At 41.5% G+C, this 23,425-nt stretch carries 23 protein-coding genes and 1 pseudogene; 1 reads left to right on the forward strand and 23 read right to left on the reverse strand.

Annotated features, from left to right (window positions below; genetic code table 11):
* Positions 1–33: 33 nt before the first annotated feature.
* The 15 genes from nrdG to ACFSN5_RS10030 form a co-directional block, all read right to left on the reverse strand.
* The gene (gene nrdG, locus ACFSN5_RS09960) at positions 34–648 is read right to left on the reverse strand and encodes an anaerobic ribonucleoside-triphosphate reductase activating protein (protein WP_165212917.1); all 615 of its coding nucleotides are present in this window, start codon (positions 646–648) and stop codon (positions 34–36) included.
* Between the two features lie 76 nt (positions 649–724).
* Positions 725–1,216: a GNAT family N-acetyltransferase gene (locus ACFSN5_RS09965; protein ID WP_165212919.1), complete on the reverse strand. Its 492-nt coding sequence runs from the start codon at positions 1,214–1,216 to the stop codon at positions 725–727.
* 13 nt (positions 1,217–1,229) lie between these two features.
* Positions 1,230–2,165, reverse strand: coding sequence for a Gfo/Idh/MocA family protein (locus tag ACFSN5_RS09970; protein WP_165329506.1), 936 nt, complete (start codon positions 2,163–2,165; stop codon positions 1,230–1,232).
* A 54-nt stretch (positions 2,166–2,219) separates the two neighbouring features.
* On the reverse strand, positions 2,220–2,351 hold the full coding sequence (locus ACFSN5_RS09975; protein WP_277423773.1) for a hypothetical protein: 132 nt from the start codon (positions 2,349–2,351) through the stop codon (positions 2,220–2,222).
* A gap of 21 nt (positions 2,352–2,372) precedes the next feature.
* Entirely contained in the window at positions 2,373–2,651 is a 279-nt protein-coding gene (locus tag ACFSN5_RS09980; protein ID WP_165212921.1) for an IreB family regulatory phosphoprotein, read from the reverse strand.
* Between the two features lie 25 nt (positions 2,652–2,676).
* Positions 2,677–4,884, reverse strand: coding sequence for an anaerobic ribonucleoside-triphosphate reductase (nrdD, locus tag ACFSN5_RS09985; protein WP_165212923.1), 2,208 nt, complete (start codon positions 4,882–4,884; stop codon positions 2,677–2,679).
* Positions 4,885–4,985: 101 nt separating this feature from the next.
* Positions 4,986–6,623 (reverse strand): DUF2079 domain-containing protein, encoded by a 1,638-nt coding sequence (locus ACFSN5_RS09990; protein ID WP_165212925.1) that lies wholly within the window; start codon positions 6,621–6,623, stop codon positions 4,986–4,988.
* A 145-nt stretch (positions 6,624–6,768) separates the two neighbouring features.
* Positions 6,769–6,894, reverse strand: a complete 126-nt coding sequence (locus ACFSN5_RS09995) for a hypothetical protein (protein WP_277423774.1) — start codon at positions 6,892–6,894, stop codon at positions 6,769–6,771.
* A gap of 109 nt (positions 6,895–7,003) precedes the next feature.
* Positions 7,004–7,303, reverse strand: coding sequence for a DUF1292 domain-containing protein (locus tag ACFSN5_RS10000; RefSeq protein WP_165212927.1), 300 nt, complete (start codon positions 7,301–7,303; stop codon positions 7,004–7,006).
* A 14-nt stretch (positions 7,304–7,317) separates the two neighbouring features.
* A complete protein-coding gene (gene ruvX, locus ACFSN5_RS10005; RefSeq protein WP_004226676.1) occupies positions 7,318–7,737 on the reverse strand; it encodes a Holliday junction resolvase RuvX in 420 nt (139 codons plus the stop codon).
* Positions 7,737–8,003: an IreB family regulatory phosphoprotein gene (locus ACFSN5_RS10010; protein ID WP_002960554.1), complete on the reverse strand. Its 267-nt coding sequence runs from the start codon at positions 8,001–8,003 to the stop codon at positions 7,737–7,739. The genes ruvX and ACFSN5_RS10010 overlap by 1 nt, the downstream gene beginning before the upstream one ends.
* 185 nt (positions 8,004–8,188) lie before the next feature.
* Positions 8,189–8,779: an SP0191 family lipoprotein gene (locus ACFSN5_RS10015; RefSeq protein WP_165212929.1), complete on the reverse strand. Its 591-nt coding sequence runs from the start codon at positions 8,777–8,779 to the stop codon at positions 8,189–8,191.
* A gap of 203 nt (positions 8,780–8,982) precedes the next feature.
* On the reverse strand, positions 8,983–9,381 hold the full coding sequence (gene spx, locus ACFSN5_RS10020; protein ID WP_165212931.1) for a transcriptional regulator Spx: 399 nt from the start codon (positions 9,379–9,381) through the stop codon (positions 8,983–8,985).
* 349 nt (positions 9,382–9,730) lie between these two features.
* A complete protein-coding gene (recA, locus tag ACFSN5_RS10025; protein ID WP_165212933.1) occupies positions 9,731–10,873 on the reverse strand; it encodes a recombinase RecA in 1,143 nt (380 codons plus the stop codon).
* A gap of 33 nt (positions 10,874–10,906) precedes the next feature.
* Positions 10,907–12,178 (reverse strand): competence/damage-inducible protein A, encoded by a 1,272-nt coding sequence (locus tag ACFSN5_RS10030; protein ID WP_165212935.1) that lies wholly within the window; start codon positions 12,176–12,178, stop codon positions 10,907–10,909.
* Between the two features lie 225 nt (positions 12,179–12,403).
* Between ACFSN5_RS10030 and ACFSN5_RS10035 the strand changes: the two genes are divergently transcribed.
* Positions 12,404–14,317 (forward strand): ABC transporter ATP-binding protein/permease, encoded by a 1,914-nt coding sequence (locus ACFSN5_RS10035; RefSeq protein ID WP_165212937.1) that lies wholly within the window; start codon positions 12,404–12,406, stop codon positions 14,315–14,317.
* 438 nt (positions 14,318–14,755) lie between these two features.
* Here the strand turns inward: ACFSN5_RS10035 and ACFSN5_RS10040 are convergent, their stop codons facing one another.
* From ACFSN5_RS10040 to ACFSN5_RS10075, 8 genes and pseudogenes are all read right to left on the reverse strand, one after another.
* Positions 14,756–15,313, reverse strand: coding sequence for a DNA-3-methyladenine glycosylase I (locus ACFSN5_RS10040; protein WP_165212939.1), 558 nt, complete (start codon positions 15,311–15,313; stop codon positions 14,756–14,758).
* Positions 15,314–15,486: 173 nt separating this feature from the next.
* Positions 15,487–16,077 carry a Holliday junction branch migration protein RuvA gene (gene ruvA, locus ACFSN5_RS10045; protein ID WP_165212941.1) on the reverse strand — a complete coding sequence of 197 codons (591 nt, stop codon included), beginning with the start codon at positions 16,075–16,077 and terminating at the stop codon, positions 15,487–15,489.
* Between the two features lie 74 nt (positions 16,078–16,151).
* Positions 16,152–18,098, reverse strand: coding sequence for a DNA mismatch repair endonuclease MutL (mutL, locus tag ACFSN5_RS10050; protein ID WP_165212943.1), 1,947 nt, complete (start codon positions 18,096–18,098; stop codon positions 16,152–16,154).
* A 154-nt stretch (positions 18,099–18,252) separates the two neighbouring features.
* On the reverse strand, positions 18,253–18,393 hold the full coding sequence (locus ACFSN5_RS10055; RefSeq protein ID WP_165212945.1) for a hypothetical protein: 141 nt from the start codon (positions 18,391–18,393) through the stop codon (positions 18,253–18,255).
* A gap of 129 nt (positions 18,394–18,522) precedes the next feature.
* Positions 18,523–21,084, reverse strand: coding sequence for a DNA mismatch repair protein MutS (gene mutS / locus ACFSN5_RS10060; protein ID WP_165212947.1), 2,562 nt, complete (start codon positions 21,082–21,084; stop codon positions 18,523–18,525).
* Complete coding sequence (locus ACFSN5_RS10065) at positions 21,071–21,424, reverse strand: YlbF family regulator (RefSeq protein WP_165212949.1); 354 nt, start codon at positions 21,422–21,424, stop codon at positions 21,071–21,073. The genes mutS and ACFSN5_RS10065 overlap by 14 nt, the downstream gene beginning before the upstream one ends.
* Positions 21,421–21,852 (reverse strand): arginine repressor, encoded by a 432-nt coding sequence (gene argR / locus ACFSN5_RS10070; RefSeq protein ID WP_165212951.1) that lies wholly within the window; start codon positions 21,850–21,852, stop codon positions 21,421–21,423. Before argR ends, ACFSN5_RS10065 begins: the two co-directional genes overlap by 4 nt.
* A 306-nt stretch (positions 21,853–22,158) precedes the next feature.
* Positions 22,159–22,791: pseudogene (locus ACFSN5_RS10075) on the reverse strand (HlyD family efflux transporter periplasmic adaptor subunit); the annotation flags it as partial.
* Positions 22,792–23,425: the final 634 nt, after the last annotated feature.

Here is a 23,425-nt window from a genome sequence, read left to right on the forward strand (position 1 = left end):
AACTTCTTGAAAGTTTTATGCTTTTATTATAGTCTATATTAAATTATCTCGATTAACTTGTTCGTAAGTAACTTGCCCATCATTAAGCTTATCCCAGATAACAACTCGGTCTTGATCCAAGGATTTCTTGACATCAATAATCCGTTGATTCGAAGAACCTCGGAACTGAAGCATTAAATTCTTCTTCGTGATATCGAAACGGCCATCTACCAAGATATCAATAAGATTCAACAATTCTAACTTATCTGGCGTTTCCAACATGAGTTCTTCCCAGGTATAGCCTGTCCAAGACCAGATATCTTTTTCTGGTAACTCCTTGCGAATGCGCTTGACCAAGGGCAGTAAAATTCCTGTATTGAGGAAGGGTTCTCCACCGAGCAAAGTTAAACCTTGTACATAGGGTTGAGCCAGATCAGTCATGATTTGTTCTTCAAGCTCTTTTGTGTACGGAATACCTGCTCTAAATGACCAAGTTGCTGCATTATAACAGCCTTCGCAATGAAACATACAGCCACTTACATAAAGGGAGTTGCGTACGCCTTCTCCGTCCACAAAATTAAAGGCCTTATAATCAATAATCCGCCCTTGACTGAGCTCCTCTGATTTCCATTCACCCGGTTGGGGCGTATTCCATCTTTCTTCTACCATATTTTTCTCCATTGATTGGGTAGCAAACCGACTACCATCAGTTCTGATCTCCCACCTTTAATAATCACCCTGCTGACTATTGAACCCAGTAGCGCTCCGTCCCTTCACGTACATCCTCCAAGACACCACCATTTGCCAAAATCACCGCACGACTGGCAAGATTCTTCTCGTTACAAGTGACAAGAATTTTAGTGATATTTTTAGAAATCGCTAGGTAGACACCTTGTTCTAGCATAGCCTTAGCATATCCTTTACCACGTTCTGAAGGTCGTACCGAGTAACCGATATGCCCACCATGCTGAAGTAGATACTCATTTAAACGTAAGCGTAAATTCAAAAAACCAACTGCTTTTTCACCCTCAAAGCCAACAAGTTGAATGGTAGGTACCCAACCTTCAGGGATATTCAATCCCATTTCTGCGTCGGCATTATTGAGCAACCAGTTTTCATAGTCAAAGTTTTCAGTATCCCAAAAGCCTCCGTCGTGGGCAGACCTTGTCTCTTCAAACTCTTGCATCATGCCCAAAATCGTTGCTTTGTCGTCTAATGTTGGCCGTCTTAATTCCATAAAACCCTCATTCCTATAGTGGAAGTTTCACGTCTAAAATGCCACTTGCCTTATCCGCCTGATTGATTTGGTGGCAGAGATAATGACTGAGTAAACTGGTCTCTGGCGACACAGGATTTTCACCTGTATCAATCGCTTGCAAGAATGCCTCAATAATCGTCTCAAAACCACGTTTATAGAGGGTGGTATCCCAAGAAGTAAAGTTTTCCCGAGTCTGACGATTTTTTGTAAAAATAGTCAGTTCATCTAAATTTTCCAGATGATAAGTTGCTTGCGGTGTCTGCACTTCCATTACTTCCCGACGGCTGCCCGCTTGCAAATTCATGCTAGCAATGATAGTCTCTTGGTCTGTCTGCAAGGTCACCGTTACTTGACTTAGCAAATTATCCTGCGTTACATGATAGTGAAACTGACCTGCCTGCAATTGTCCATCTGCCAGATAAAGAGCTGTGTCTAGCGGATGAATGAAAAAATCAAACAACTTAAACTGCAATTCTCCCGGTCGATTGACATCATTCTTTTCGACAACAATGCGACGTTTGTCTGCTAGCTCTGTCATTTTTAAAACCCTAGGTGCAAAACGACGATTAAAGCCCGTCATGAGCAAAGTACCCTGTTCATGCGCCAAATCATAAAGTGCCTGCGTCTCTGCAAAATTTTCAGTTAGGGGCTTATCCATATAAACTGGAATGCCCTTTTTCAAAAACTGCTGAGCGATTTCTTGGTGGGCGACGGTGGCGACATGGATAAAGACCCCATCCAAATCGACATCTAGCAAAGCCTCTAAGCTTTCATAGGTTTTAACCTGCTCTAAAAGACTCGCCACCTGCTCCAAAACCGCTTGATTTCGAGTAAAAAGATGCCAGCATACACCCTCCAGCTGACGCATATAGGGTAAATACGCTTTCTGTGAAATGTCACCTAGACCAACAATCCCAATTTGCTTCATCATTATCTACTCCTGTTCAAAAAGGGGGAGTGGCACTGCCAAACTCCCACCTGTTTATTTCTTTTTGCCTGCCTTTTTCAGCAATTCCTGCACACGCGCTTTTTTATCAGGTTTCACGACTGAGTTTTTCTCATGAAATCGGGTCACCTGCGCCTGTCCTTTATAGTCTAGCTGATACTTTCCCATATACAGGTTTCTTACCTTTCCTTATTCTGAAATCAGTGATTTTTCCTGTAAATAATAACGTACTAACTCATCAACAATTTCATCGGGATGATGGCGCCGAATGTTATTGCGAGCATTATTATGACGAGGAATATAAGCTGGGTCACCACTGAGAATATATCCGACAATTTGATTAACGGCATCATAACCAATCTCATTCAGCGAACGAGAAACCAACATCAGATCATCCTTCAAGGTATTGGCATCCTCATCTAGTTTGAATAAAACTGTATCAGTAGTAAAATTCTTGTCTTCTGCCATCCTAGCCTTGCTCCTTCTATCTATTTTAATCTTTGTGGCGACCAGGGTTTTGAATGGTTGAACCATTCATGTGCTTAACACGGGCGGAAATTTCCTTGTGGCGACCATTAACCATTGGCCGAGCTTGAGGATTCCCTAGGTAACCACAAGTCCGTTTAACGACATCGACGGTCTTAGGATCGGTATTGCCACAGTTTGGGCACATAAAGCCACGTTCTGTTGGAGTAAAATCCCCTTCAAAGCCACATTCATAGCATTTATCAATTGGCGTATTGGTGCCAAGATAGCCCACACGGTCATAGGCATAGTCCCAAACGGCTTCTAAGGCCTTAGGGTTTTGTTGCAGAACAGGATATTCACAATAATGAATGAAGCCACCAGAGGCTCCTAGTTCTGGATAGTCTTTTTCGAAATCCAATTTTTCAAATGGAGTTGGATTCTTACGAACATCATAGTGGAAGGAATTGGTATAGTATTCCTTATCGGTAATATCCTTGACTTTACCAAATTTCTCAGTATCCAAACGGCAAAAGCGATCAGTTAAGCTTTCTGATGGTGTTGAATAAATTGAAAAATGATAATCATATTCATCTGACCAAGTCTCGACCAACTTTTTCATTTGCCGGATAATATTCTTAGTGAATTCCTTAGCTTCTGGATTACCTTCCCACTGACCGCCATAGAATACAGTTGCTACCTCATAAAGACCGATATAACCCAGAGAAACAGTTGCCCTGCGGTGCTTGAAGAGGTCATCAACATTGCCAGTCTTACTCAAACGTTTGCCAAAGGCACCGTATTGATAGAGAATTGGAGCATTAGCTGGACTGGCTTCTTTAACCCGCTCTACACGATAAACCAGAGCATCCTTAGCAATCTGCATCCGCTCTGCAAAAATATTCCAGAACTTATCCATATCTCCTTGGGATTCTAAGGCAATCCTTGGCAGATTCACCGTAACCACACCTAGGTTCATCCGGCCAGAATTTACTTCTTGGCCATTTTCGTCTTTCCATCCTTGAAGGAAAGAACGACACCCCATAGGAGCCTTAAAGGATCCGGTCAAATCAATGATTTTATCGTAGGACAGAACATCTGGATACATACGTTTAGTGGCACATTCCAGAGCCAGTTGTTTAATATCGTAGTTAGGTGTGCCTGGTTCTAGATTAAGACCTCGCTTGAGAGTGAAAATCAACTTAGGAAAAATCGCTGTGCGGTGCTCACTCCCTAGACCCTTGATGCGAATTTGTAAAATGGCCTTTTGAATTTCCCGTTCAAACCAATTTGTTCCTAAACCAAAGCCTAATGATGTAAATGGTGTTTGCCCGTTTGACGTAAAGAGCGTATTGATTTCATATTCAAGACTCTGCATAGCATCATAGATGTCCTTTTTGGTCTTGGTCCGAGCATAATCTTCTTGCTTGCCCTCAGCCACCCATTCCTTGGCATCTCTGAGATGTTTTTGATAGTTAAGCTGGGCATAAGGGGCTAAAAATTCATCAATTCGATCAGCTGTACAACCGCCATATTGACTAGAAGCGACGTTAGCAATGATTTGGGAAATCTGTGCAGTCGCTGTCTGGATAGATTTAGGGCTTTCAACTTCGGCATTCCCAATCTTAAAGCCATTGGCCAACATACCCTTGAAGTCAATCAAGCAGCAGTTGGTCATTGGCGTATAAGGGCTATAGTCCAAATCATGGAAGTGGATATCCCCTTTTTGATGAGCATTGGCGACATGAGGCGGCAACATTTTCAGGCCAATGGACTTTCCAACAATCCCAGCTGTCAAATCCCTTTGCGTATTAAAAACATCACTGTCCTTATTAGCATTTTCATTGACAACTGTTTGGTCCTTGTTGATCAACTTATCAATAGTAAAGTTGATATCTGTCGCTTGCGAACGAGCAAAATCCCTCTGGGTACGGTAATTAATGTACTCTTGAGCAATCGCATATTCGTTAGCATTGAGCAGTTCATGCTCAACAATGCTCTGAATCTCGTAAATCTTGATATCAGCCATGAAACGATTAGCAATTTCTGCTACGATACGGTCACAAATGCCTTTTAATTTTGCCTCCATCAATGGTGACAATTCTGAAACATTTTGACTAGCCTTGAGCAGTGCTTGATAAATCTTATCGCTGTCGAACTGAACACGGCGGCCATCACGTTTAATAACTGTGATTTCAGGATCTGTTACGATAAATTCTTTTTCCAATGTAATCATTATTTCCACCTCGCAGTCCATTATAACACAAGGCAAAAAAAAATCAACATGTTGTGGTGTATTTTTTAGACAGACACAATATATTGATTTTATGAATGAAATTACTTTTTTTGATAAATCTTGAAATGATCTGCATTTTCTAGGGAAACTTGCTTATAACTGGACTTCAACAGTCGCGAAATTTCTTTGGGCAGCTCCTGAGATTTATCCACTACAATAAATTTGGCCTGAGCCTGTAAAATATCATCATTTCGCTTCTGACTATTGTCACTTCCAACAGTGTTTACCGTTGGGTTAGGAAATTGTGAAATTGACTGCAATCCAGAATCCAAATAGATTTTAGGAGATTGATCCCAAACGTAAATGCTAGTCTTACTACTAGAGTTTTCTTGCAAGTAACGAGAAATCGCACTGCGTTCTCTATTCATACCTAGTGATAAGACACCAAGCAAAATTGGAGCCAAGATACCTGCTACCATAACTAAGATTGGTAGCTGGAAATGACGTTTGGCAAAAATGCTCCAATAGCTCCCCGCCAATTCACGGTTGCGTTTGCGGCGATGAGCTCCTCTTGTGCTTTTAGTTTCTTGACCAGCCTGCTCATTAATCGTATCACTAATCACTAGAGCTGTTAAAATCAAGCCAAAAGGCAGAGCTAAGAGGAGAGAAAAAACGTAATAAGTCTGCGAAAAAATACCAACCAGTAAAGTTATAATTAGGTTGAAGAAAACCAACCATTTCACCGTTTTAAATTGTAGAACGCGTCCTAAGTGTCCAAAGAAACCAAAGAGCCCTAAGAGCAAACCTGAAGCTGATAGAACTAGGATTTGATAAGGGAGGGTGATTAAGAGAGAGTCCTTGGCCAGAGCAAAGACTTTAAAGTTATAGAAGAGAGCTTGGGAAATATAAGCTGGTAAATTTCCCATATTGAGGACAAAATAACCAACTGTGTAGTAGACCAGAATAGCTCCAAAAATCATACAGAGTAACTGATAGATACCACGCGCAATGTGACGCTGCAGTAAATTATAGATGCCAATAATAATAAAAGAGAGTACCCAAAAAATTAAACTGCGAGGGTCAATTAAGGCCGCTAGGGTGCCAAAAAAACCATAAATGATAAAGGCTTCATCATTAATATGACCCGCAAAATATTTGGTGAGAAACCAAAGGGCATTGAGAATAAAGGGATAGGCCCACTGAATGGGATAGAGACCACCAAAACCTAACGCTATATTGAGTAGGTAAAAAATCACGGTGAAAGTTATACCTAGGCCTTTTTTTTCTGTCAAGAAACTGATAATTTTATAGAAATAAATCCCTGACATATAGAAGGCCAGAAACTCGATAATCATCAACCAGAAACTTGAACCCAGAAAATAACTGAAAGCAATAATGACATAGAAGAGGAAGCCACCTGTTGCAAACGTATTTAGATAAGGGAGATGTCCCTGACTCATCATCTGCCCAGTATAGAGATGAACCATCTGAGTTGGATTAGCAAAATTCGTCAACAAGGGATTGGCAACGGAACTTAAAGCCATTATTAAACTCAAAATCAAAATGTAAAAGCGGTGCGACCCATCTAAATCAATTTTATACGTTTGGCTATCTGTGCTAGTGTGCGTAGCTTGTTTTTCTACTTCTTTAACTTCTCCCTGCTGTCGGCGGCTATACTTTGGTAACTCTTGATCTTGTTTTTCTGCCACTAGAATCTCCTTTTTATTATACGAGGGCATCTAAAAAGCAGAACAGTCGAGAAAGTTTAGTTAGGAAGGGACTCTCCTGAATGAATCCTACCTGCTTTACTTAGAAAGCAGACATCTCTAAAGTTCTATACTCAAGGCCCAAATCAGTTTATTTTTCTTTCTAGTATATCAGAATTTACTCTTTAGTCAATTTTCTAAGGATACGAGCGTAGGTCAAAATATCCCTAAAACAATGCAATTTGCTCCCTTGATAAGTGGCTAAAAATTTCTGCTCTGCCTGTGTCAAATCCTTTACTTGCATAACATTCCTCCACCTGTTTATCCGTAAAGGTAGAAGAAAATTTCAAGACAAAACAATAGGGCCGACCCTCAAAGGTTGCCCTGTTTATTATATATAGCCGGCAAGATACCTATTCTTCATCAAGAAAGCTATTAAAGACTTCTTCAATCATATCCCACTCAGCATCAGATTCTTCTGGGATCGGTTGCAAATCGCCTTCTGTACCATCTTCATTCTCTGTAAATGAATAAGCTTGAATTTCAATTTCACCATTGTCATCCTCTTGTGCGCCAGCTGGTACTAAAAGAACATAGTTTTTACCAAATTCTTCACGGCCATCAATGGTCAAAAGAATTTCAAACAAGGTTTCATTTCCGTGTTCATCAACAAGAGTGATTACCTCGTGATCATGATTGTGTTCATGTGCCATATCTCTTCTCTCCTCTAAAACATACGATCTAAATAATTTTGTAGAATCAGCTGGGCTGCTAGTTTATCAATAACTTTTTTGCGTTTGCCTCGGCTGACATCTGCCTGCTCAACCAGCATCCGTTCTGCCTGAACAGTCGTTAGGCGTTCATCTTGATACTCCACTGGAAGGCCAAATAAGTCGGCAATCTTTTTCCCATAAATCTGACTAGCCTCAACGCGGGGCCCGCTAGTATTATTCATATTCTTAGGCAAACCAACAACAAATTTCTCAACCTTGTATTGTTTGACCAGCTCTTCCAAGCGCTCGAAACCAAATTCTTCCTTAGCTTCATTGATCGGAATAATTTCCAAGCCCTGAGCCGTAAATCCAAGTGGATCGCTGATAGCAACGCCGACCGTCTTAGATCCAACGTCTAATCCCATCAATCTCATTAGACATCTATTCCATTTCCCTTGAGATAGAAGCGAACCAATTCTTCAACAATTTCATCGCGTTCATATTTACGGATTTTATTGCGGGCATCATTATAGCGAGGGACATAAGCAGGATCCCCGCTCAAAACATAACCAACAATTTGATTGATTGGATTATACCCTTTATCATTTAGCGAACGGTAAACGGCCGTTAAAGTATCACTAATTTCTTGTTTACTGCCATCATCAAGATTGAAACGGACTGTTTCATCTGTAAATCCCATGCTTGCACCCTCTTTCTATTATGAGCAATTTGTGCTATTATATCCTATTTCCCTTATCTTTTCAATGAAAATTCACGAAACAAGCATGATTTTCCTACTGATTTGGCTAAATAAGATCAGACATTTTATTGAAAATGAGACCTCTTTAAATTTCTTTGGCCGATAGTGATATTTTCTTAAATCTATTACTTAGCAGCTACTGGTTTGGCACCTGCCTGTGCTAAATCCAAAATATATTCCATTGGTGTAGTGCTATCGAGTTTATCCAGATTAAAGCGGCCATCGCTTGCTTGTGATAGATCTGATTTATCAACTGTTTTCATATCAAAAGTAAAAACGAATTTCATTTGGGAATCCCCCGTCACATCCAAGTCAACCTTAGTTCCATTTACCTTTTTGAGATTTTGAACAATATCCAATCGTCCCATAGCTTCAATCAACTGCCCCTTGACTTCGTCGATAGAGCGACCGCCAATTTCATCCTTAATCTGTTTAGGTAGGGGCTGAAGGACTTCAATCTTAAGCGAAGTGAAATCGTCACCATCATAACCAATGGTCTCCGTCACAGTTGACTCACCATCCGTCCCATCAGGAATCTTGATTTGCATGGCCTTAGTTCCTGTAATATTTTTTACTTCATGCGAAGACTCCTTCTTAGTACTTTGGCTCGTCGAATCAGACTTTGAAGTGGGGTTGGACTGGCTTGTATTTGAACAGGCGGCCAAACTGAATACCAAAAGGGAAGTTGCTATAAATGTATAGATTTTTCTGTTCATGGTTTCTCCTTGGTTGACTAATTTTTCGTGTAGTGGCTCAAGTCCGCTTCTGGTAAGGCTTAGAAGTGATTTTTGCCCATAGCAATATTATAGCTTATTTTAAGATTAAAAAAAAGAGCTTTCGCCCTTCTTTTCAATTTTTTATTAAATTGTTCAACCGGTTTCAAACCATAGCAATTGCAACAAATCCGTTAACCAGCACCTTACAAAACAGCCCGCATTCTTGCTTGATTATTCTCCACTTCACGAATGGCACGAGGCAAGAAGGCACGGATATCATCTTCCTTGTAGCCGACTTGCAGGCGCTTATCATCAATAAGGATCGGACTCTTAAGAATCCGTGGATTTTCTTGAATCAAATCAACCACCTGACTGAGACTTAATTCGTCAATATCAAATTCCAGAGCACGAGCGTAGCGATTCTTTGAGGAAACGATGCTCTCAACCCCATTTTCCGTCTTAGAAAGGATATTGAGAATTTCTTCCTTAGTCAAACCTTCTTTGCCTAAGTTTTGTTCTTTATATGGTAATTGGTGGCTGTTCAACCAAGTTTTTGCTTTTTTACAACTAGTACAACTAGAAATAGTATAAATCTTAATCATGTCACTTCTCTCTTTCTATCACATGATACCTATATTCTAGCATAGCTCCCTAAAACAGAACATAGGTCTTGGGACCTATTTTTGAAAATGTCAACTAAAAAACTTAAACTCTTAATATTTTAAGCTTTTTCCAAGCTTTTTGTCATCTTTGTTTAATCTTAAGGCTGTTTTCTAGAGGTCATCTAGTCAACTCCTTAACATAAAAATCGAGTTCAAGAAAAAAGAAGCCGGATAAAAGCTTCTTTTCTTATTTCTAATGGAATGCTTAAATTCGAGCATCTGTCCGATCATCACGGCCCTTAAGGCTAAAGCTAAACTTGGCGATAAAACAGTCCCCAATCAGATTATTTTATTCTTCAATCTCGATAGCATCGAGATCAAGGGATAATTCTTCTGTCTCTTCCTTCTCTTCTACTTGATCTGGTTGGCTTTCTACAGCCTGATCATCTTCAACGAGGCCGTACTTGATGCGAACTTTCTTATCAATTTCATCAAAGACTTCTGGGTGATCGGCCAAATATTTTTTAGCATTTTCTGACCCTTGGCCAATCTTTTCACCATTATAAGAATACCAAGCTCCAGCTTTTTGAATAATATCGAGATCTGTTGCGATTTTGACTAACTCACCAGTCTGAGAAATTCCTTCTCCATACATGATTTCGACTTGGGCAACCTTAAACGGTGGGGCTACCTTGTTCTTGACGACCTTAATCTTGGTTTCCTTACCGATGCTGCTGTCCTTCTGTTCTCCCGTTCCCTTGATTTGGGTGTTACCACGAACGTCAAGGCGAACAGATGAGTAGAATTTCAGGGCACGGCCACCAGGGGTCGTTTCTGGATTACCAAACATGACCCCAACTTTTTCACGCAATTGGTTGATAAAGATGGCAATGGTCTTGGTTTTGTTAATAGAAGCCGAAAGCTTACGCATGGCTTGACTCATCATTCGAGCTTGGAGGCCAACATGGCTGTCACCAATATCACCATCAATTTCGGCACGAGGAACTAGGGCTGCAACAGAGTCAACAACCACTAAATCAACAGCACCTGAATCAATCAATTTACCAGCAATTTCCAGTCCTTGTTCACCTGAGTCTGGTTGAGACAGCAATAATTCATCAATATTGACACCCAGAGCTGCGGCATAGCTTGGATCAAGAGCGTGTTCCGCATCAATGAAAGCCGCGATACCACCTTCTTTTTGAGCTTGAGCAACGGCATGCAAGGCAACAGTCGTTTTACCTGAACTTTCAGGTCCATAGATTTCAATAATCCGTCCCTTAGGATAGCCACCAACACCGAGGGCAATGTCTAAAGCCAGGCTGCCTGAGCTCATGACTTGCACCTTTTGATCAGCCCTTTCACCCAGCTTCATGATAGCCCCTTTACCAAAATCCTTTTCGATAGTTTTCAAGGCATTATCCAAGGCTTTTTTACGTTCATCACCAAATTTCTTAGTGATTTCATCAGTTTTTTTCGCTTTTTTTGCCACTTGTTTTCTCCTATTTTTAATGTGTATTAGTTATTATACTAAATTTTTCTCCTTTAATAAAGCTTTTCGTACCAGATTAAAGGCATGCAAGACTGCAATCTCACGCACATCGCTGCGGGAACGGCCACTCATTTTTACAAGGTGACTTTCTAAGCTGTTTGCTGTAGCTAGACCAATGAAAACCGTCCCTGCCGGTTGACCTTCCAAGCTATCAGGTCCCGCAACCCCAGTCAGCGAGATAGCTAAATCTGCCTCAGTCTTGCTTCTGGCACCAGCAGCCATAGCTTCTGCTGTAAAAGCTGAAATGACGCCATGAGCTTGCAGGTCAACCAAAGGAATCCCTAGCATTTTGGACTTTTCTTCCATACTGTAGGTGACAAAGCCACCGTTAAAAACAGCTGAAGCTCCAGAAAAGTCTGCTAAACTAGCTTGGAACAAGCCCGCTGTCAGACTTTCTGCTGCCGTGATTGTCTTGCCAGAGCTCTTGAGCAAATCAAAGGTAACTTGGGCCAGAGAATTATCATCCCCATAACCATAAAAATAACTAGATAGGGGTTGATTTTCTAGCGATTGAACCGCCATTAGGGCTGCTTCGAGCTGATCTAATTTTTGCTCTGCTTCTTCTTGACTCCGGGCCTTGGTAGAAAGACGCAGAGTGACTTCCCCTGTCTTTGCATAAGGAGCGATGGTAGGGTCAGTTTGGTTTTTAATGAAATCATCAATAACCGTCACTAACTGGCTTTCACCGATTCCAAAGAAACGCAAAACGCGAGAATAGAGCTGCTGATGATCCTGATCAATTAAAGGCAAGAGTTGCTCCTGAACCATAGGCTTGAGTTCGCTCGGCGGACCAGGTAGGACGATGTAGGTCTTTTCCTCAACTTCAATCAGACCTCCAACTGCAAGACCTGTGCGGTTTTGAAGAGGAAGGGCTCCTTCTATGGTTTGAGCCTGACGTTCATTATTGGACGTCCGCAAGACTGCAGGACGAGCCGCAAAGAAACGATTCAGCTTGTCCATAGCCTGATCATCAAAAACTAAGGGACGCTTGAGAAACTTAGCTAAGGTTTGTTTAGTTAAATCATCATCCGTTGGTCCCAAACCTCCACAGAGCACAATCATATCACTTCGTTGGCTGGCGAGATCAAGAAGAGACAAGAGGCGTTCCTCATTATCACCAACAGCTGTCTGGAAATAAACATCAATCCCCAGCTCGGCAAATTTTTCTGAGAGAAATTGCGCATTGGTATTGACGATTTGCCCTGTTAAAATTTCTGTTCCGACTGCAATTATTTCAGCTTTCATTATATATGGTCACCTACTTATCTATTCGTAAAGTCATCTTATTTTATCAAAAAATTAGTCCAGTGGACCAATTTTCACGAGTTGAAAACTAAAAAATTGAGCGTTTATGTAGCTGTTTTTTCTGATACTAAAAATTAAGGCATTGTCTTTAGGAACAGTAAGTTCTTGACAGTAGGGAGGAAAATCTGTATTGTTAGAGCATTACAAAAGCAAAAGGAGATTAGAATGAGTTTATTAGAATTGCAGAACATCTATAAATCCTACTATTTAGGTAAGGAAGAATTTTCTGTCCTAAAGGGGATTAACCTTACTGTTGACTCTGGAGATTTCATCAGTATTCTAGGTGAGTCGGGAGGCGGTAAATCCACTCTTATGAATATTATTGGTGGACTAGATCGTGAGTATCAAGGCGATGTTATTGTCAATGGTCGCCGACAAAAGGATAAACACGAGACTGCTATGGATGAATACCGACGGCAAGTTATTGGGTTTATTTTCCAATCTTTTAATCTTGTTAACTATCTGAACGTTTTAGATAATGTCTTAGTTAGCCTTAAAATGACTCGTCTTAGTCATAAAAAGCAAGTTGAAGAGGCTGAAAAATTGCTGAAACAAGTTGGGCTTTATGAACATCGTAAGAAAAAACCAGCACAATTATCAGGAGGACAAAAACAGCGCGTGGCTATTGCTCGTGCGCTAGCTAGCAATCCTGAAATTATTATAGCCGATGAACCTACGGGTGCCCTGGACAGCAAGAACACTGCTGAAGTACTCACCCTTCTTCAAGATATTGCTAAATCAGGTAAGACTGTTATCGTTGTTACCCACTCGCAAGAAGTTGCTAATGCTGGGACACGGATTGTCTCTCTGACTGATGGCCGTATTACAGATGATCAACGATTACGAGAACCCTTCTCTGTAAGGGATAATTTAATTGAATTAGCTGATAAGCCTTTAACTCGAGGCGCCAGTTGGAAGATGGCTTGGGCACATTTCAAAAATGCTTGGAAGCAAAATCTTATTATTACAATCGGGATGGCCATCGGACTTTTCTCCGTTATGTTTTTCTTGGGTTTGGGTAATGGTGCCAAAGGTTATATGAACAGCTTCATCAACGATATCGCTAATCCTCAGGCCTTCCAAGTGACTCTAAAAAATACCGATGCACTCACCAATACAGGTATGACTGGCAAAGATAAAAAGAAGATTAGTAACATTAAGCATGTCACTAAAACGGAATACGGCTACTACACCCCAACCTTTACTATTAGCTATAAGGGCAAACCGGTACAAAATAGGATTTTACAGACAACAAACGATACTATTGTGAAAAAGAGTATTTCAAACAAAAAAATGCCTAAAGGGGACCAAATTGTTATTTCAAAGGATTATGCCAAGAAAAATATCTCTAAGAATGTTAAAAAGGCTGTTGGTAAGAAGGTGACCATCGGACTAACCGCTTTGGATGAATCTGGAAAACCTATTACCATTACCAAAGAATATACTATTTCTGGGACAACAGATCAGATGAATCTCGTTTCTATGGCTAGTCTAGAAAAGGCTGCAGCTAAACAAGGGGCTACATTAAAACCTAATTTTGTGACAGCAAAGGTTGATAATCTGAATAATACTAAGCAAGCACAAAACGATGCTCGTGCCATTAAACAAAATGGAAAAACGGTCTACAGTATCACAGGTCTTGGAGCAACCTTGAACTCTATTGTGGAAATTACTTATATTGTCGGTGTTGTTCTAGCTTTAGTCGCTGGAATTTCTCTCCTCGTCAGTATCCTAATGATTGTGGCCACAACCTATATGAGTGTTACCGAAAGGACCAAAGAGATTGGCGTTTTACGCGCTATGGGGGCTAGACGCAAAGATATTCGTCGTCTTTTCGTCAATGAAAGTTTACTATTGGGACTTTCTGCTAATATCTTAGCCATACTTACAGCTCTTTTGGTTCAACTTTTGGTTAACAAATTAGTGTACTCGACTATCAAGTTTGATATCATCCAAGTTTCCTTAGCAACTACTATTTCTACTGTAATCATTGGCTTATTGATCGCCTTGATTGCCAGTCTGGCACCATCCAGCAAAGCGGCTAGATTGAACCCGATAGATGCCTTGGCTAGTGAATAACTATCTGAGTTTATTCAAAAACTCGTCCAGTATTCCTGCTTGAGAATAAACTCTTGGCTTGGCGCAGTGGTTGGCTCAGAAGCTTCATGTTTCCCGATCAGCCATCGCTCGGTAGGAGTCTGAAATCGGACTTTCCTGATATGGCTAATTTAAAATAGGCATTAGCAAAACTTTTGACATCAGCTTAGATCAGCTAATTAAAGATGACCAAGAAAGGAGAAGGTTATTTTTAATAATTAGATTAGCAATGGTACTACGACAGCATTCTAGCCTATCTCCTTGCCACCGTCTTGTATATTGCTTGCTTTGCCCCGCTGTCCATAACATTTTTATGTTGGGTTTCCTAATGCTCTGACCTACGAAATAAAATTATTTCTCCACAAAAGGAGAATTCAGACTAAAAAGAATAAACAGGCCTCCCATTCAGCGAGGCCTGTTTCATTTTTCCTTAAATTCACAGGTATTTTCATGATCATTGATAAGACCGGCTGCCTCCAAGAAGGAATAAATGGTTGTTGGACCAACAAATTTACAGCCACGTTTTTTTAAATCTCTGGCAATCCGTTGCGATAGCTCTGTTTGCGCTGGTAAATCCTTGTAGCTGTCAACTTGGTTGACATGCGGTGTAAAGTCAACAAAAGCCCAAATATAATGATCAAAAGACCCAAATTCCTTTTGGATAGCCTGAAAAGCCTGAGCATTGGCCCGAGTGGCATAAAGCTTAGCTTTGTGGCGAATAATCTCGGTATTGTTCAGCAAGCTGTCAAGTTCTTGGTCACTCATCTTAGCGACTCGATCGATATCATAGTTATAAAAAGCTGCTTTGAAAGCTCGACGTTTGTTGAGGATAGTTTCCCAAGATAGTCCAGCCTGATACCCTTCTAGACAAAATAATTCAAAAAGAGCTCGCTCATCGTGTAAGGGCTTTCCCCACTCTTGATCGTGATAAGCAATATATAAAGGATTGGTCATTTTGACCCAGCCACAACGATTCATATTTCTTCTTCTTTCTTCTATTCTTGACTTGTTATGTTAGACGGTGAATTCAGAGAGCAAAAATCTGACTTTAACTAGAGAGCCGATGCGCTCAGCTAAATTGATTTGTATTGAGAAGTGAATTAATTTCCTTTTCCTATAACTTCCAAGGGTGTTAAAAGACTAACAGCTTCTCATTTCATCAGCATCTTGAGGGCTGATTTAATATAATTTTCAGCTGTTTCGTCGGTTCCTTCAAAGAAGGCACGAACCCTCTTGAGTTCACTGGCTTTGTAACCAAGAGCCAGAAGAGCTTCCATCGCTTCGTCCAGATTTTGATTCGCGCTTTGGTCTTGCGGACGAGCCTTGCTACCTGCTTGGGGTACTTCAACAAATTTACCAGCCAAATCCAAAACCATTTGTTGAGCTGTCTTTTTTCCAATTTTTGGAAATTTAGTCAGGTACTTAATATCACTGTTATCAATAGCTGCAACCAGTCCTTCATTATCATCAACAGCAATAATGGCTAGAGCAGTCGTCGGGCCGATCCCTGAAACAGAAATCAAATTGAGAAAAACAGCCTTTTCCTCTTCGGTATGAAAACCATAGAGAAGTTGAGCGTCTTCCCTAACTACATGGTGAAGATAAATCTGGATAGCTTGATTCATCTGATCAGAGAAAGAATAAGGGTTGGCAACATTAACCATATAGCCGAGGCCACCAGCCTCAACCACAATATACTTTGCCGTAATTTTTGTTAGAATTCCTTTGAGATAATCGTACATAAAGAGCCTTTCAAAATGACATGTGGATAAGTTTATTCTACCAAAAAATCCGCTCTTAGGCAGATCGTTTTGACTTAATATTTTCCCAGTTCCCTTAGACTCGTGTGGTTTTCCTGAATCCGACGGAACATTTTTTCCATATCAGATTTGGTGAAATTTACCAAGACGGGTCGGCCGTGGGGACAATTATAAGGATTTTTGCATTGGGATAATTGGACTAGAAGATTGCGGGCTGAATAATCATCTAGGGCGTGGTTGGCCTTGATCGAGCGCTTACAGCTCATCATAATAGCCAGCTCAGCCCGATAGACTTTAACCGAAACCTCATCTGTCAAAAGAAGCATGTCGCACATCTCGTAAACACCTGATTCGATCTCTTCCTCCTTCATCCAGATGGGGTGCTCTCGCAGGATAAAGGTATTATTGCCGTAGGGTTCAAGATAGATACCCACCTGATTGAGGAGGGGCATTTTTTCTTGAAGGTTAATGAAATCTTCCGCCCGAAACTCAAAGAGATAGGGGACTAGCAACTGTTGTAAAGAACTGTCAACATCTCCAATTTTTTCACGATAGTATTCATATTTGACCCGCTCTTGGGCGGCATGCTGGTCGATAATATAGAGCCCTCCTTGACCCTGAGCAAAGAGATAGGTGCCCTGCATCTGGCCAAAATAGTCCAACTCAGGGAAGGCTGAACTTTCTTCCTGATCTAGGCGATCCATCAGCTTGTGAGCTTGGGCCTTTTTGGAGAAATCAATATCAGGGTGTTCCTGATCTGACACATCTGGTTCAGGCCTTTGGGCCTGTCTGACAGAGCCAGTAGGCTTGACAGCTTTGTCAATTTGATTGACAGGTTCAGGAGCTTGATTTGACTGACTTTCTGCCACCTGATTGTCCGACTTGAGGAAAAAATCTTGACGGGATTGATCATAATAGAGGTTGGTTTGCTTGAGGGGCAAGCTGGTTTGAACAGGTTTGTCAGCCTTACGGATACTAGACTTCGCCAGATTTTCTAAGGCATCTGGAATCAAATCTTGCTCTTTTAGACTCTCAGCAATAGCCTCACGAATCAGCTGCATGAGTTCTTTTTCCTTAGAGATACGGACTTCTTGTTTGGTCGGATGAACATTGACATCAGCCAAATAAGGATCAATCTGAATATCAATTACAGCTAAGGGGAAGCGTCCAACCATGAGCTTGGAACCATAGCCATCTAAAATAGCCCGATTGAGCAAGAAATTCTTAATGTAACGACCGTTGATAAGGATGGTGATATAGTTGCGATTAGCCCTCGTTAATTCGGGCAAACTGATATAGCCCGATACCTCAAAATCTAAATCACTAGCGGAAATTTCAACCATTTTCTTGGCAGTGTTGAGACCGTAAATACCAGCGATAGTCTGGCGCAGATCACCCGTCCCTGCTGTCTTGGTCAGCTCACGCCCATCATTGATAAGGGTAAAGGCAATCTCAGGGTGGCCCAAACTTTGGCGGTTGATGACATCGACAATGTGGCCTAATTCTGCTTGGAGGGATTTCATGTACTTGAGGCGAGCTGGGGTATTAAAGAAAAGGTCCTCAACTGTAATCTTGGTCCCGACAGGTGTGCTGATAGGTTCCTGAGAGATAATTTCTCCGCCTTTGGCGACTAAAAGGGTTCCATATTCCGCGCCCTTGACGGCCGTTTTAACAGTCAAATCACTGATAGAGGCGATAGAAGGGAGAGCCTCGCCACGAAACCCAAGGGTACGGATCCGAAAAAGATCCGCCTGATTTTTAATTTTACTGGTGGCGTGGCGACGCAGGCTGAGGGCTACATCATCATTTTCAATCCCTTGCCCGTTATCAGTTACCTGAATTTTCTTGAGACCTGATTCTTCAATTTCAACTGTAATTTGTGTGCTACCCGCGTCAATAGCATTTTCGACTAATTCTTTAACAACGCTGCTGGGCCGCTCAACAACCTCACCAGCCGCTATCTGATTGGCCAGCACTTCTGGCAATTCAATAATTTTTGACATAATTCCTCACCGCTACTCAAAAAGTAAGATAATGGGGGCTTTAAGCTTAATCCCCTTAATTTTTCGGAGCACTAATGGTTTTATTATAGCATAGAAGAAGCAGCCCCAGCACATCTGAAATTGGAGATAAGCTTTCCCTGTTAAAATTTCGTGCTTACTTAGAGTCTGGGGAGTTCATCACATTTTTTTCATTTTCATCATAAAAAGAGGCAGGTAAAAACTCGTCCAGTATTCCTACCTTGAAAGAAACTCTTGGCGCACAGTGGCTGGCAGTGAGGCCAGCTACTATAGCCATTCAAGTGTCCTCCAAACAGTTGCGATCCATTTTGCTGCGAGGCCACAGCGGAAAATCTAGCTAATTGCATGGGGGTGGGGCAACGAACCAAAATTTACAATTTTTAGTTTCTTTCCTGCTCCCTTAGTTTTACAGTAATTTCTTCAATTCAAAAAGGGCATTCATGGCTTGCATTGGAGTCATATTGACTACATCAAGAGCTTGAAGGGCTTGAGTCAGTTTATCATTGGATTCTGTTATTTCAAAGAGAGACATTTGCTCGGTGCTTGCTTCCTGCTTGACAGGCTTGTCAAGTTTCTCTGCCTGTTCTTGACCAGTCAAGCTAACAGAATGGGCTTCTAAATCTGTCAAAATATTGGTTGCTCGTTGAAGTAGTTCCTTAGGCAATCCAGCAATCTTAGCAACATGAACACCGTAAGACTTGTCAGCTGGACCATCTGTGATTTTATGAAGGAAGGTAACATCGCCATCCTTCTCTAAAGTTGCCACATGGACATTGACAAGGTGTGTTAAATTAGTTGACAGGTCTGTCAATTCATGATAGTGAGTAGCAAAGAGGGTCTTAGCTCCCACTTTGTCATGAATATATTCGATGATAGATTGAGCTAGAGCCATCCCATCATAAGTAGCCGTACCACGCCCCAATTCATCAAAGAGTATCAGAGACTGTTTGCTGGCTCGCTGAATTGCCATATTGGCTTCCATCATCTCAACCATGAAGGTTGACTGGCCAGAAATCAAGTCATCGGCTGCCCCAATCCGCGTGTAAATGGCATCAAAAATCGGTAGATTGGCCGACTCAGCAGCGACAAAGGATCCAATTTGTGCCATGACCACAGTCAGAGCTAGCTGCCGCATATAGGTTGATTTCCCGCTCATATTAGGCCCTGTAATTAGCTGAATAGCGGTCGTCTGACCCAAAGTGATGGTATTGGGAATGTATTCTTGAGTCCCCATGACCTTCTCGACAACAGCATGACGGCCATCTTGGATATCAATGATGTGCTGGTCATTGAATTGGGGGCGGACATAGTGGTTATGCTCAGCCACTACGGCTAAACTTTGCAGGACATCGACCGTGGCAATATTTTTCGCCAAATCCTGCAAACGCTGGATATATTTCTCAACCTGATTGCGGACGGTCATAAAGATATCATATTCTAAGGTTGCCGACTGCTCCCTAGCTTCCAGCATATCCCCTTCAATTTTTGCTAATTCGGCTGTCCCAAAACGCTCAGAATTTTTTAGAGTCGCCTTGCGGAAGAAATGGTCTGGCACAAGGGATAGATTGGAATTGGTCACGTGAAAATAGTAGCCATCTTTACGATTATAATCAATCTTCAAGGTTGAAATACCACTGGCTGCCCGCTCCTTAGCTTCTATTTCAGCAATCCAAGTGGTCCCTTCTCGCATAACTTGACGATAGTGATCCAGTTGCTGATCAAAGCCCGTTTTAATCATGCCCCCTTCGGTAATGGTTGCTGGGGCATCTTGGTCAATGGCAGAGGCAATCAGACTTTCCAACTCAGGCAGGGCATCAATGGCTTCATTTAATTGGTCTAAAACCGGGCTGGCAAAGTTGGCCAGCATTCCCTTGATTTTAGGAACCTGAGCCAAGGTGTGGCCCAGCTGCAAGAGATCCTTGGGATTAGCCTTACCAAAGGAAACCCTACTGGCCAGACGATCAATATCATAGACTCCTTTGAGACTATCAGTCAAGTCACTGCGTTCAAAAAAGTTATCCAAGAAGGTTTGAACAATCTCCTGCCGCTCCAAAATCTTCTTTCGACTGACCAGAGGACGATCAATCCAGCTTCGCAAGAGGCGCATCCCCATAGCCGTTTTGGTGGAGTCCAAAAGCCAGAAAAGACTGCCATGTTTCTTGCTGGTTCTGGCGTTTTCCAAAAGATCCAGACTGGTCTTGGTGGCATAGGTCATCTGCAGGAAGTCCTTGATTTCATAGTGAACTAGGCTTTGCAAGTGACTGAGTTCCCGCTTCTGGGTCGTATGGACGTATTGGAGGAGCTTACCTGCAGCATGAGCTTCTACTGGCCTTAAGTCTGTACCAATCAGCTGAACATCGTCATAAATGTCCTTTTCAGGTGATAAGAGGAGGTTCATCTGCTTGGTCAAGCTTTCCGTCTGCTTATCGTCAAGTTCAAAACCTAGGACAACTTCTCTAGTCTTAAGGTTTTGAATTTCACTACAGACCGCTGTAAAATCGCTCAAGCTAGTTGCATAAAATTCACCAGTTGAGAGGTCCATGTAAGAAAGACCGTACTCTTCATCCAGATAATCGATAGCAACCAAGAAATTATTACTGCTATCAGGTTTACTCGAATCGACGACAGTCCCTGGAGTAATAACTTGAACAACCTCACGCTTAACCACACCAACAGCCTTTTTAGGATCCTCCATCTGCTCGGCAATGGCTACCTTGTAACCCAAATCGACCAATACATCAATATACTGCTGAGCCGAATGGTAGGGAACACCAGCCATAGGAATGGGATCGTCAGCGTTCTTGTTACGACTGGTCAGACTGATTTCTAAAATCTGGGCTGCTTTAACCGCATCATCATAGAAAAGTTCATAGAAATCCCCCATCCGGAAAAGCAAAAAAGCATCCGGATAGGATTCTTTGATGTCTAAATATTGTTGCATTCCTGGAGAAATTTTATCTTTTGCCATTAGCTAATCCTTCATTAATCTTTTCTTCTAGGCTCTTGGTGACATATTGTAAAAGATCACTAGCATCCTGCATTTTAACACGGTAGTCTTGAACCAAGGGCAGATCAGAAAGTTCTTGATTTAAGCGGTCAGCAGCCTGACCTAACTGGTCGGCTGCCCGATTTTTTTCTAATTTTTCAAACAAGACTGCTTCTTGTTGGTAAGCCTTCATATCGTGGGCCAATTGATTCAAAGTTGGCTGTTCCTTTACCTTGGCTTGAACGGCCTGAAAGGCTTGAACACTCTCATGATGAGCCAATAAGTTCTGCAGGTCGTTAAGAGCTTGATCTAAGTCAGTCATTTATGCAATTCTTCCTCAATGGCTTGAGCTTTGGCTTCATCTTGGCAAATAACCAAAAGAGTATCAGCGCCAGCTACTGTCCCAAGGATGTCACTGCGTCCTTCTCGGTCAATAATATTAGCCAAAACATCAGCTTCTCCCAACTCGGTGCTGAGAACCAAGATAAAACCTGCCCGAGAAACCTTTTTAATATAGTCTCGAACAGCATCAGACAAGTGGGAGTCTTCCTGAGTTGACAGACTGTAATAAAGCCTGCCAGTCTCATCACGACGTTTGAGAAGACCAATCTCTCGCAGATCTCGTGACAGAGTAGCCTGAGTCACGGCAATGCCTTGCTTGGCTAGGCTGTCTTTGATTTCCTCCTGCGTTCCCACCCGTTCTTCTTGAATGATGGTCTTTATTTTATGTTGTCGCTCAATTTTATTCATGCTCGCCTCTATTTTTCTCAATTTATACCTTACACATTATAACAAAAAGGCCTGGGTTTTTCACCATTGGCCTTAGGAAAGATTGAATTAAGGAAGTCCGTCTTGAAAAGAGTAATTATTCATAAAACGGCAAGTTCGCATTAGCTCATTTCTAGCATTCAGAGACAAGCAAAATAGACAAGGCGACGAGGTGCAAGCGTACTTTGGTCAGCTAAAGTCAACAAGGCTTTGACATTGATTCGCTCTCATAAACTATGTAGCTCCATAAAAAATCCAACTCAGTTTGAGTCGGATTGTGAATCGAACCTAATTCTCCATTTTATGCAGAAGTTTATCTTTAAAGTAGTCAAAGTAGGTCTTCTTATCAATTACCGTAACGGTCTTACCAGTCATGCCATATTTGACGAGCTTGCTGTCCTTTTTGGAGAGCTTAGCCTTGGCAGTCACCTTAAAGAGATTTCCCTTTTTAGTGGACGTGGCTGAAGAAGCAACCTTAGTGATCTTACCTTCAATCATCATCTTGTCATTGCCTTTTTTCTCAACTGTCAAGCGAGTCTTTTGTCCTTCTTCCATTGAGACCACATCGTCTGATGACACGTAATAAGTAATCAATACCGTCTTGGTCTTTTGGATATCAGGATAAATTTGAGCAATTTCTGACCATTGGGGAATGACATGAGCCCCTTCGTACTTGGGATTGGTATGGATAATGCCATTATCCGGCGCAAAGAGAGAGACATGATCCGTTTCTTTTTTATCTTTCTCATCGCGCTTTTTCTTCTTAGCATCCTTTTTCTTTTTGGCCTTCTTTTCAGCTTTTTTTCTGGCCTTTTTAGAGAGCTTTTTGTTTTTTTTCTTGGTCTTCTTTTCTTTCTTCTCTTCTATTTTGTCCAGACGCTTATTGCGTTCCTTTATGGCTTCTTTTTGCGAATTCTTTTGCGCGGTGGTTGGGAGTAAGACTTGTTGGCTAAGCCTAGAAGTCTTACCCTTGCACAGTTTATAAGTTCTTTAGTAGCAATGAACCTCTTTCAAAGTTGCGATAGAACTTGCAAAGCAAGTAGAAGCACCAAAATTTCTAGGATATTTTGTCGAAATTCACAGAGTCATAGGTGAGGTCAACTTCTTTCTTACATTAAAGGGGGGCAGAAAAAGGCCCCGACACCTAAAAGGAGACGGGGCGGAATGTTCAAGAGAAGCTCTACAAGTCTCTTGCAAAATATTCTCGATGCTGATATATCAGCATTTACAAGTATTCAAGTATAGAAAATCTTGAGTTTTTCGGGGTGCCCTCAAGAATGTCTTGCCTTTTCTAAAAAAATGGAAAGTCTATTATGAATCTTGGGATGTATAATGCGACTTTGAAAATTATGTAACTCTAATGTAAAAGTGCATATACGACTTCTGCCGAACTATAAACACCCAAAATCAAAACAATGACTAGGCAAGTAATTTTTACAGCAGGACTTTTAATGCGATTGGCCATAATAGGCAGTAGTAAAATACAAAATAATACTAAAGTAGTTGGGAGCTTTGGCATAAAATAAAACCTCCATCTCCCCAGCCATTAACAACA

This window comes from Streptococcus tangpeifui, assembly GCF_044503215.1.
GTDB lineage: Bacteria > Bacillota > Bacilli > Lactobacillales > Streptococcaceae > Streptococcus > Streptococcus tangpeifui.

Coding starts and splice junctions, on each gene's coding strand:
- ACFSN5_RS10000 (WP_165212927.1), bottom strand. CDS start 7,303: ATGGCACATGAACACAATCATGATCACGAGGTAATCACTCTTGTTGAT.
- argR (WP_165212951.1), bottom strand. CDS start 21,852: ATGAATAAAATTGAGCGACAACATAAAATAAAGACCATCATTCAAGAA.
- ACFSN5_RS10035 (WP_165212937.1), top strand. CDS start 12,404: ATGAGTTTATTAGAATTGCAGAACATCTATAAATCCTACTATTTAGGT.
- ACFSN5_RS10040 (WP_165212939.1), bottom strand. CDS start 15,313: ATGAATCGTTGTGGCTGGGTCAAAATGACCAATCCTTTATATATTGCT.
- ACFSN5_RS09970 (WP_165329506.1), bottom strand. CDS start 2,165: ATGAAGCAAATTGGGATTGTTGGTCTAGGTGACATTTCACAGAAAGCG.
- spx (WP_165212931.1), bottom strand. CDS start 9,381: ATGATTAAGATTTATACTATTTCTAGTTGTACTAGTTGTAAAAAAGCA.
- ruvX (WP_004226676.1), bottom strand. CDS start 7,737: ATGAGATTGATGGGATTAGACGTTGGATCTAAGACGGTCGGCGTTGCT.
- ACFSN5_RS10010 (WP_002960554.1), bottom strand. CDS start 8,003: ATGGGATTTACAGATGAAACAGTCCGTTTCAATCTTGATGATGGCAGT.
- ACFSN5_RS09990 (WP_165212925.1), bottom strand. CDS start 6,623: ATGCCCTCGTATAATAAAAAGGAGATTCTAGTGGCAGAAAAACAAGAT.
- nrdG (WP_165212917.1), bottom strand. CDS start 648: ATGGTAGAAGAAAGATGGAATACGCCCCAACCGGGTGAATGGAAATCA.
- ACFSN5_RS09975 (WP_277423773.1), bottom strand. CDS start 2,351: ATGGGAAAGTATCAGCTAGACTATAAAGGACAGGCGCAGGTGACCCGA.
- ACFSN5_RS09965 (WP_165212919.1), bottom strand. CDS start 1,216: ATGGAATTAAGACGGCCAACATTAGACGACAAAGCAACGATTTTGGGC.
- nrdD (WP_165212923.1), bottom strand. CDS start 4,884: ATGATTACATTGGAAAAAGAATTTATCGTAACAGATCCTGAAATCACA.
- ACFSN5_RS10015 (WP_165212929.1), bottom strand. CDS start 8,779: ATGAACAGAAAAATCTATACATTTATAGCAACTTCCCTTTTGGTATTC.
- ACFSN5_RS10065 (WP_165212949.1), bottom strand. CDS start 21,424: ATGACTGACTTAGATCAAGCTCTTAACGACCTGCAGAACTTATTGGCT.
- mutL (WP_165212943.1), bottom strand. CDS start 18,098: ATGTCAAAAATTATTGAATTGCCAGAAGTGCTGGCCAATCAGATAGCG.
- ACFSN5_RS10030 (WP_165212935.1), bottom strand. CDS start 12,178: ATGAAAGCTGAAATAATTGCAGTCGGAACAGAAATTTTAACAGGGCAA.
- mutS (WP_165212947.1), bottom strand. CDS start 21,084: ATGGCAAAAGATAAAATTTCTCCAGGAATGCAACAATATTTAGACATC.
- ACFSN5_RS09980 (WP_165212921.1), bottom strand. CDS start 2,651: ATGGCAGAAGACAAGAATTTTACTACTGATACAGTTTTATTCAAACTA.
- ACFSN5_RS09995 (WP_277423774.1), bottom strand. CDS start 6,894: ATGCAAGTAAAGGATTTGACACAGGCAGAGCAGAAATTTTTAGCCACT.
- ruvA (WP_165212941.1), bottom strand. CDS start 16,077: ATGTACGATTATCTCAAAGGAATTCTAACAAAAATTACGGCAAAGTAT.
- ACFSN5_RS10055 (WP_165212945.1), bottom strand. CDS start 18,393: ATGGCTATAGTAGCTGGCCTCACTGCCAGCCACTGTGCGCCAAGAGTT.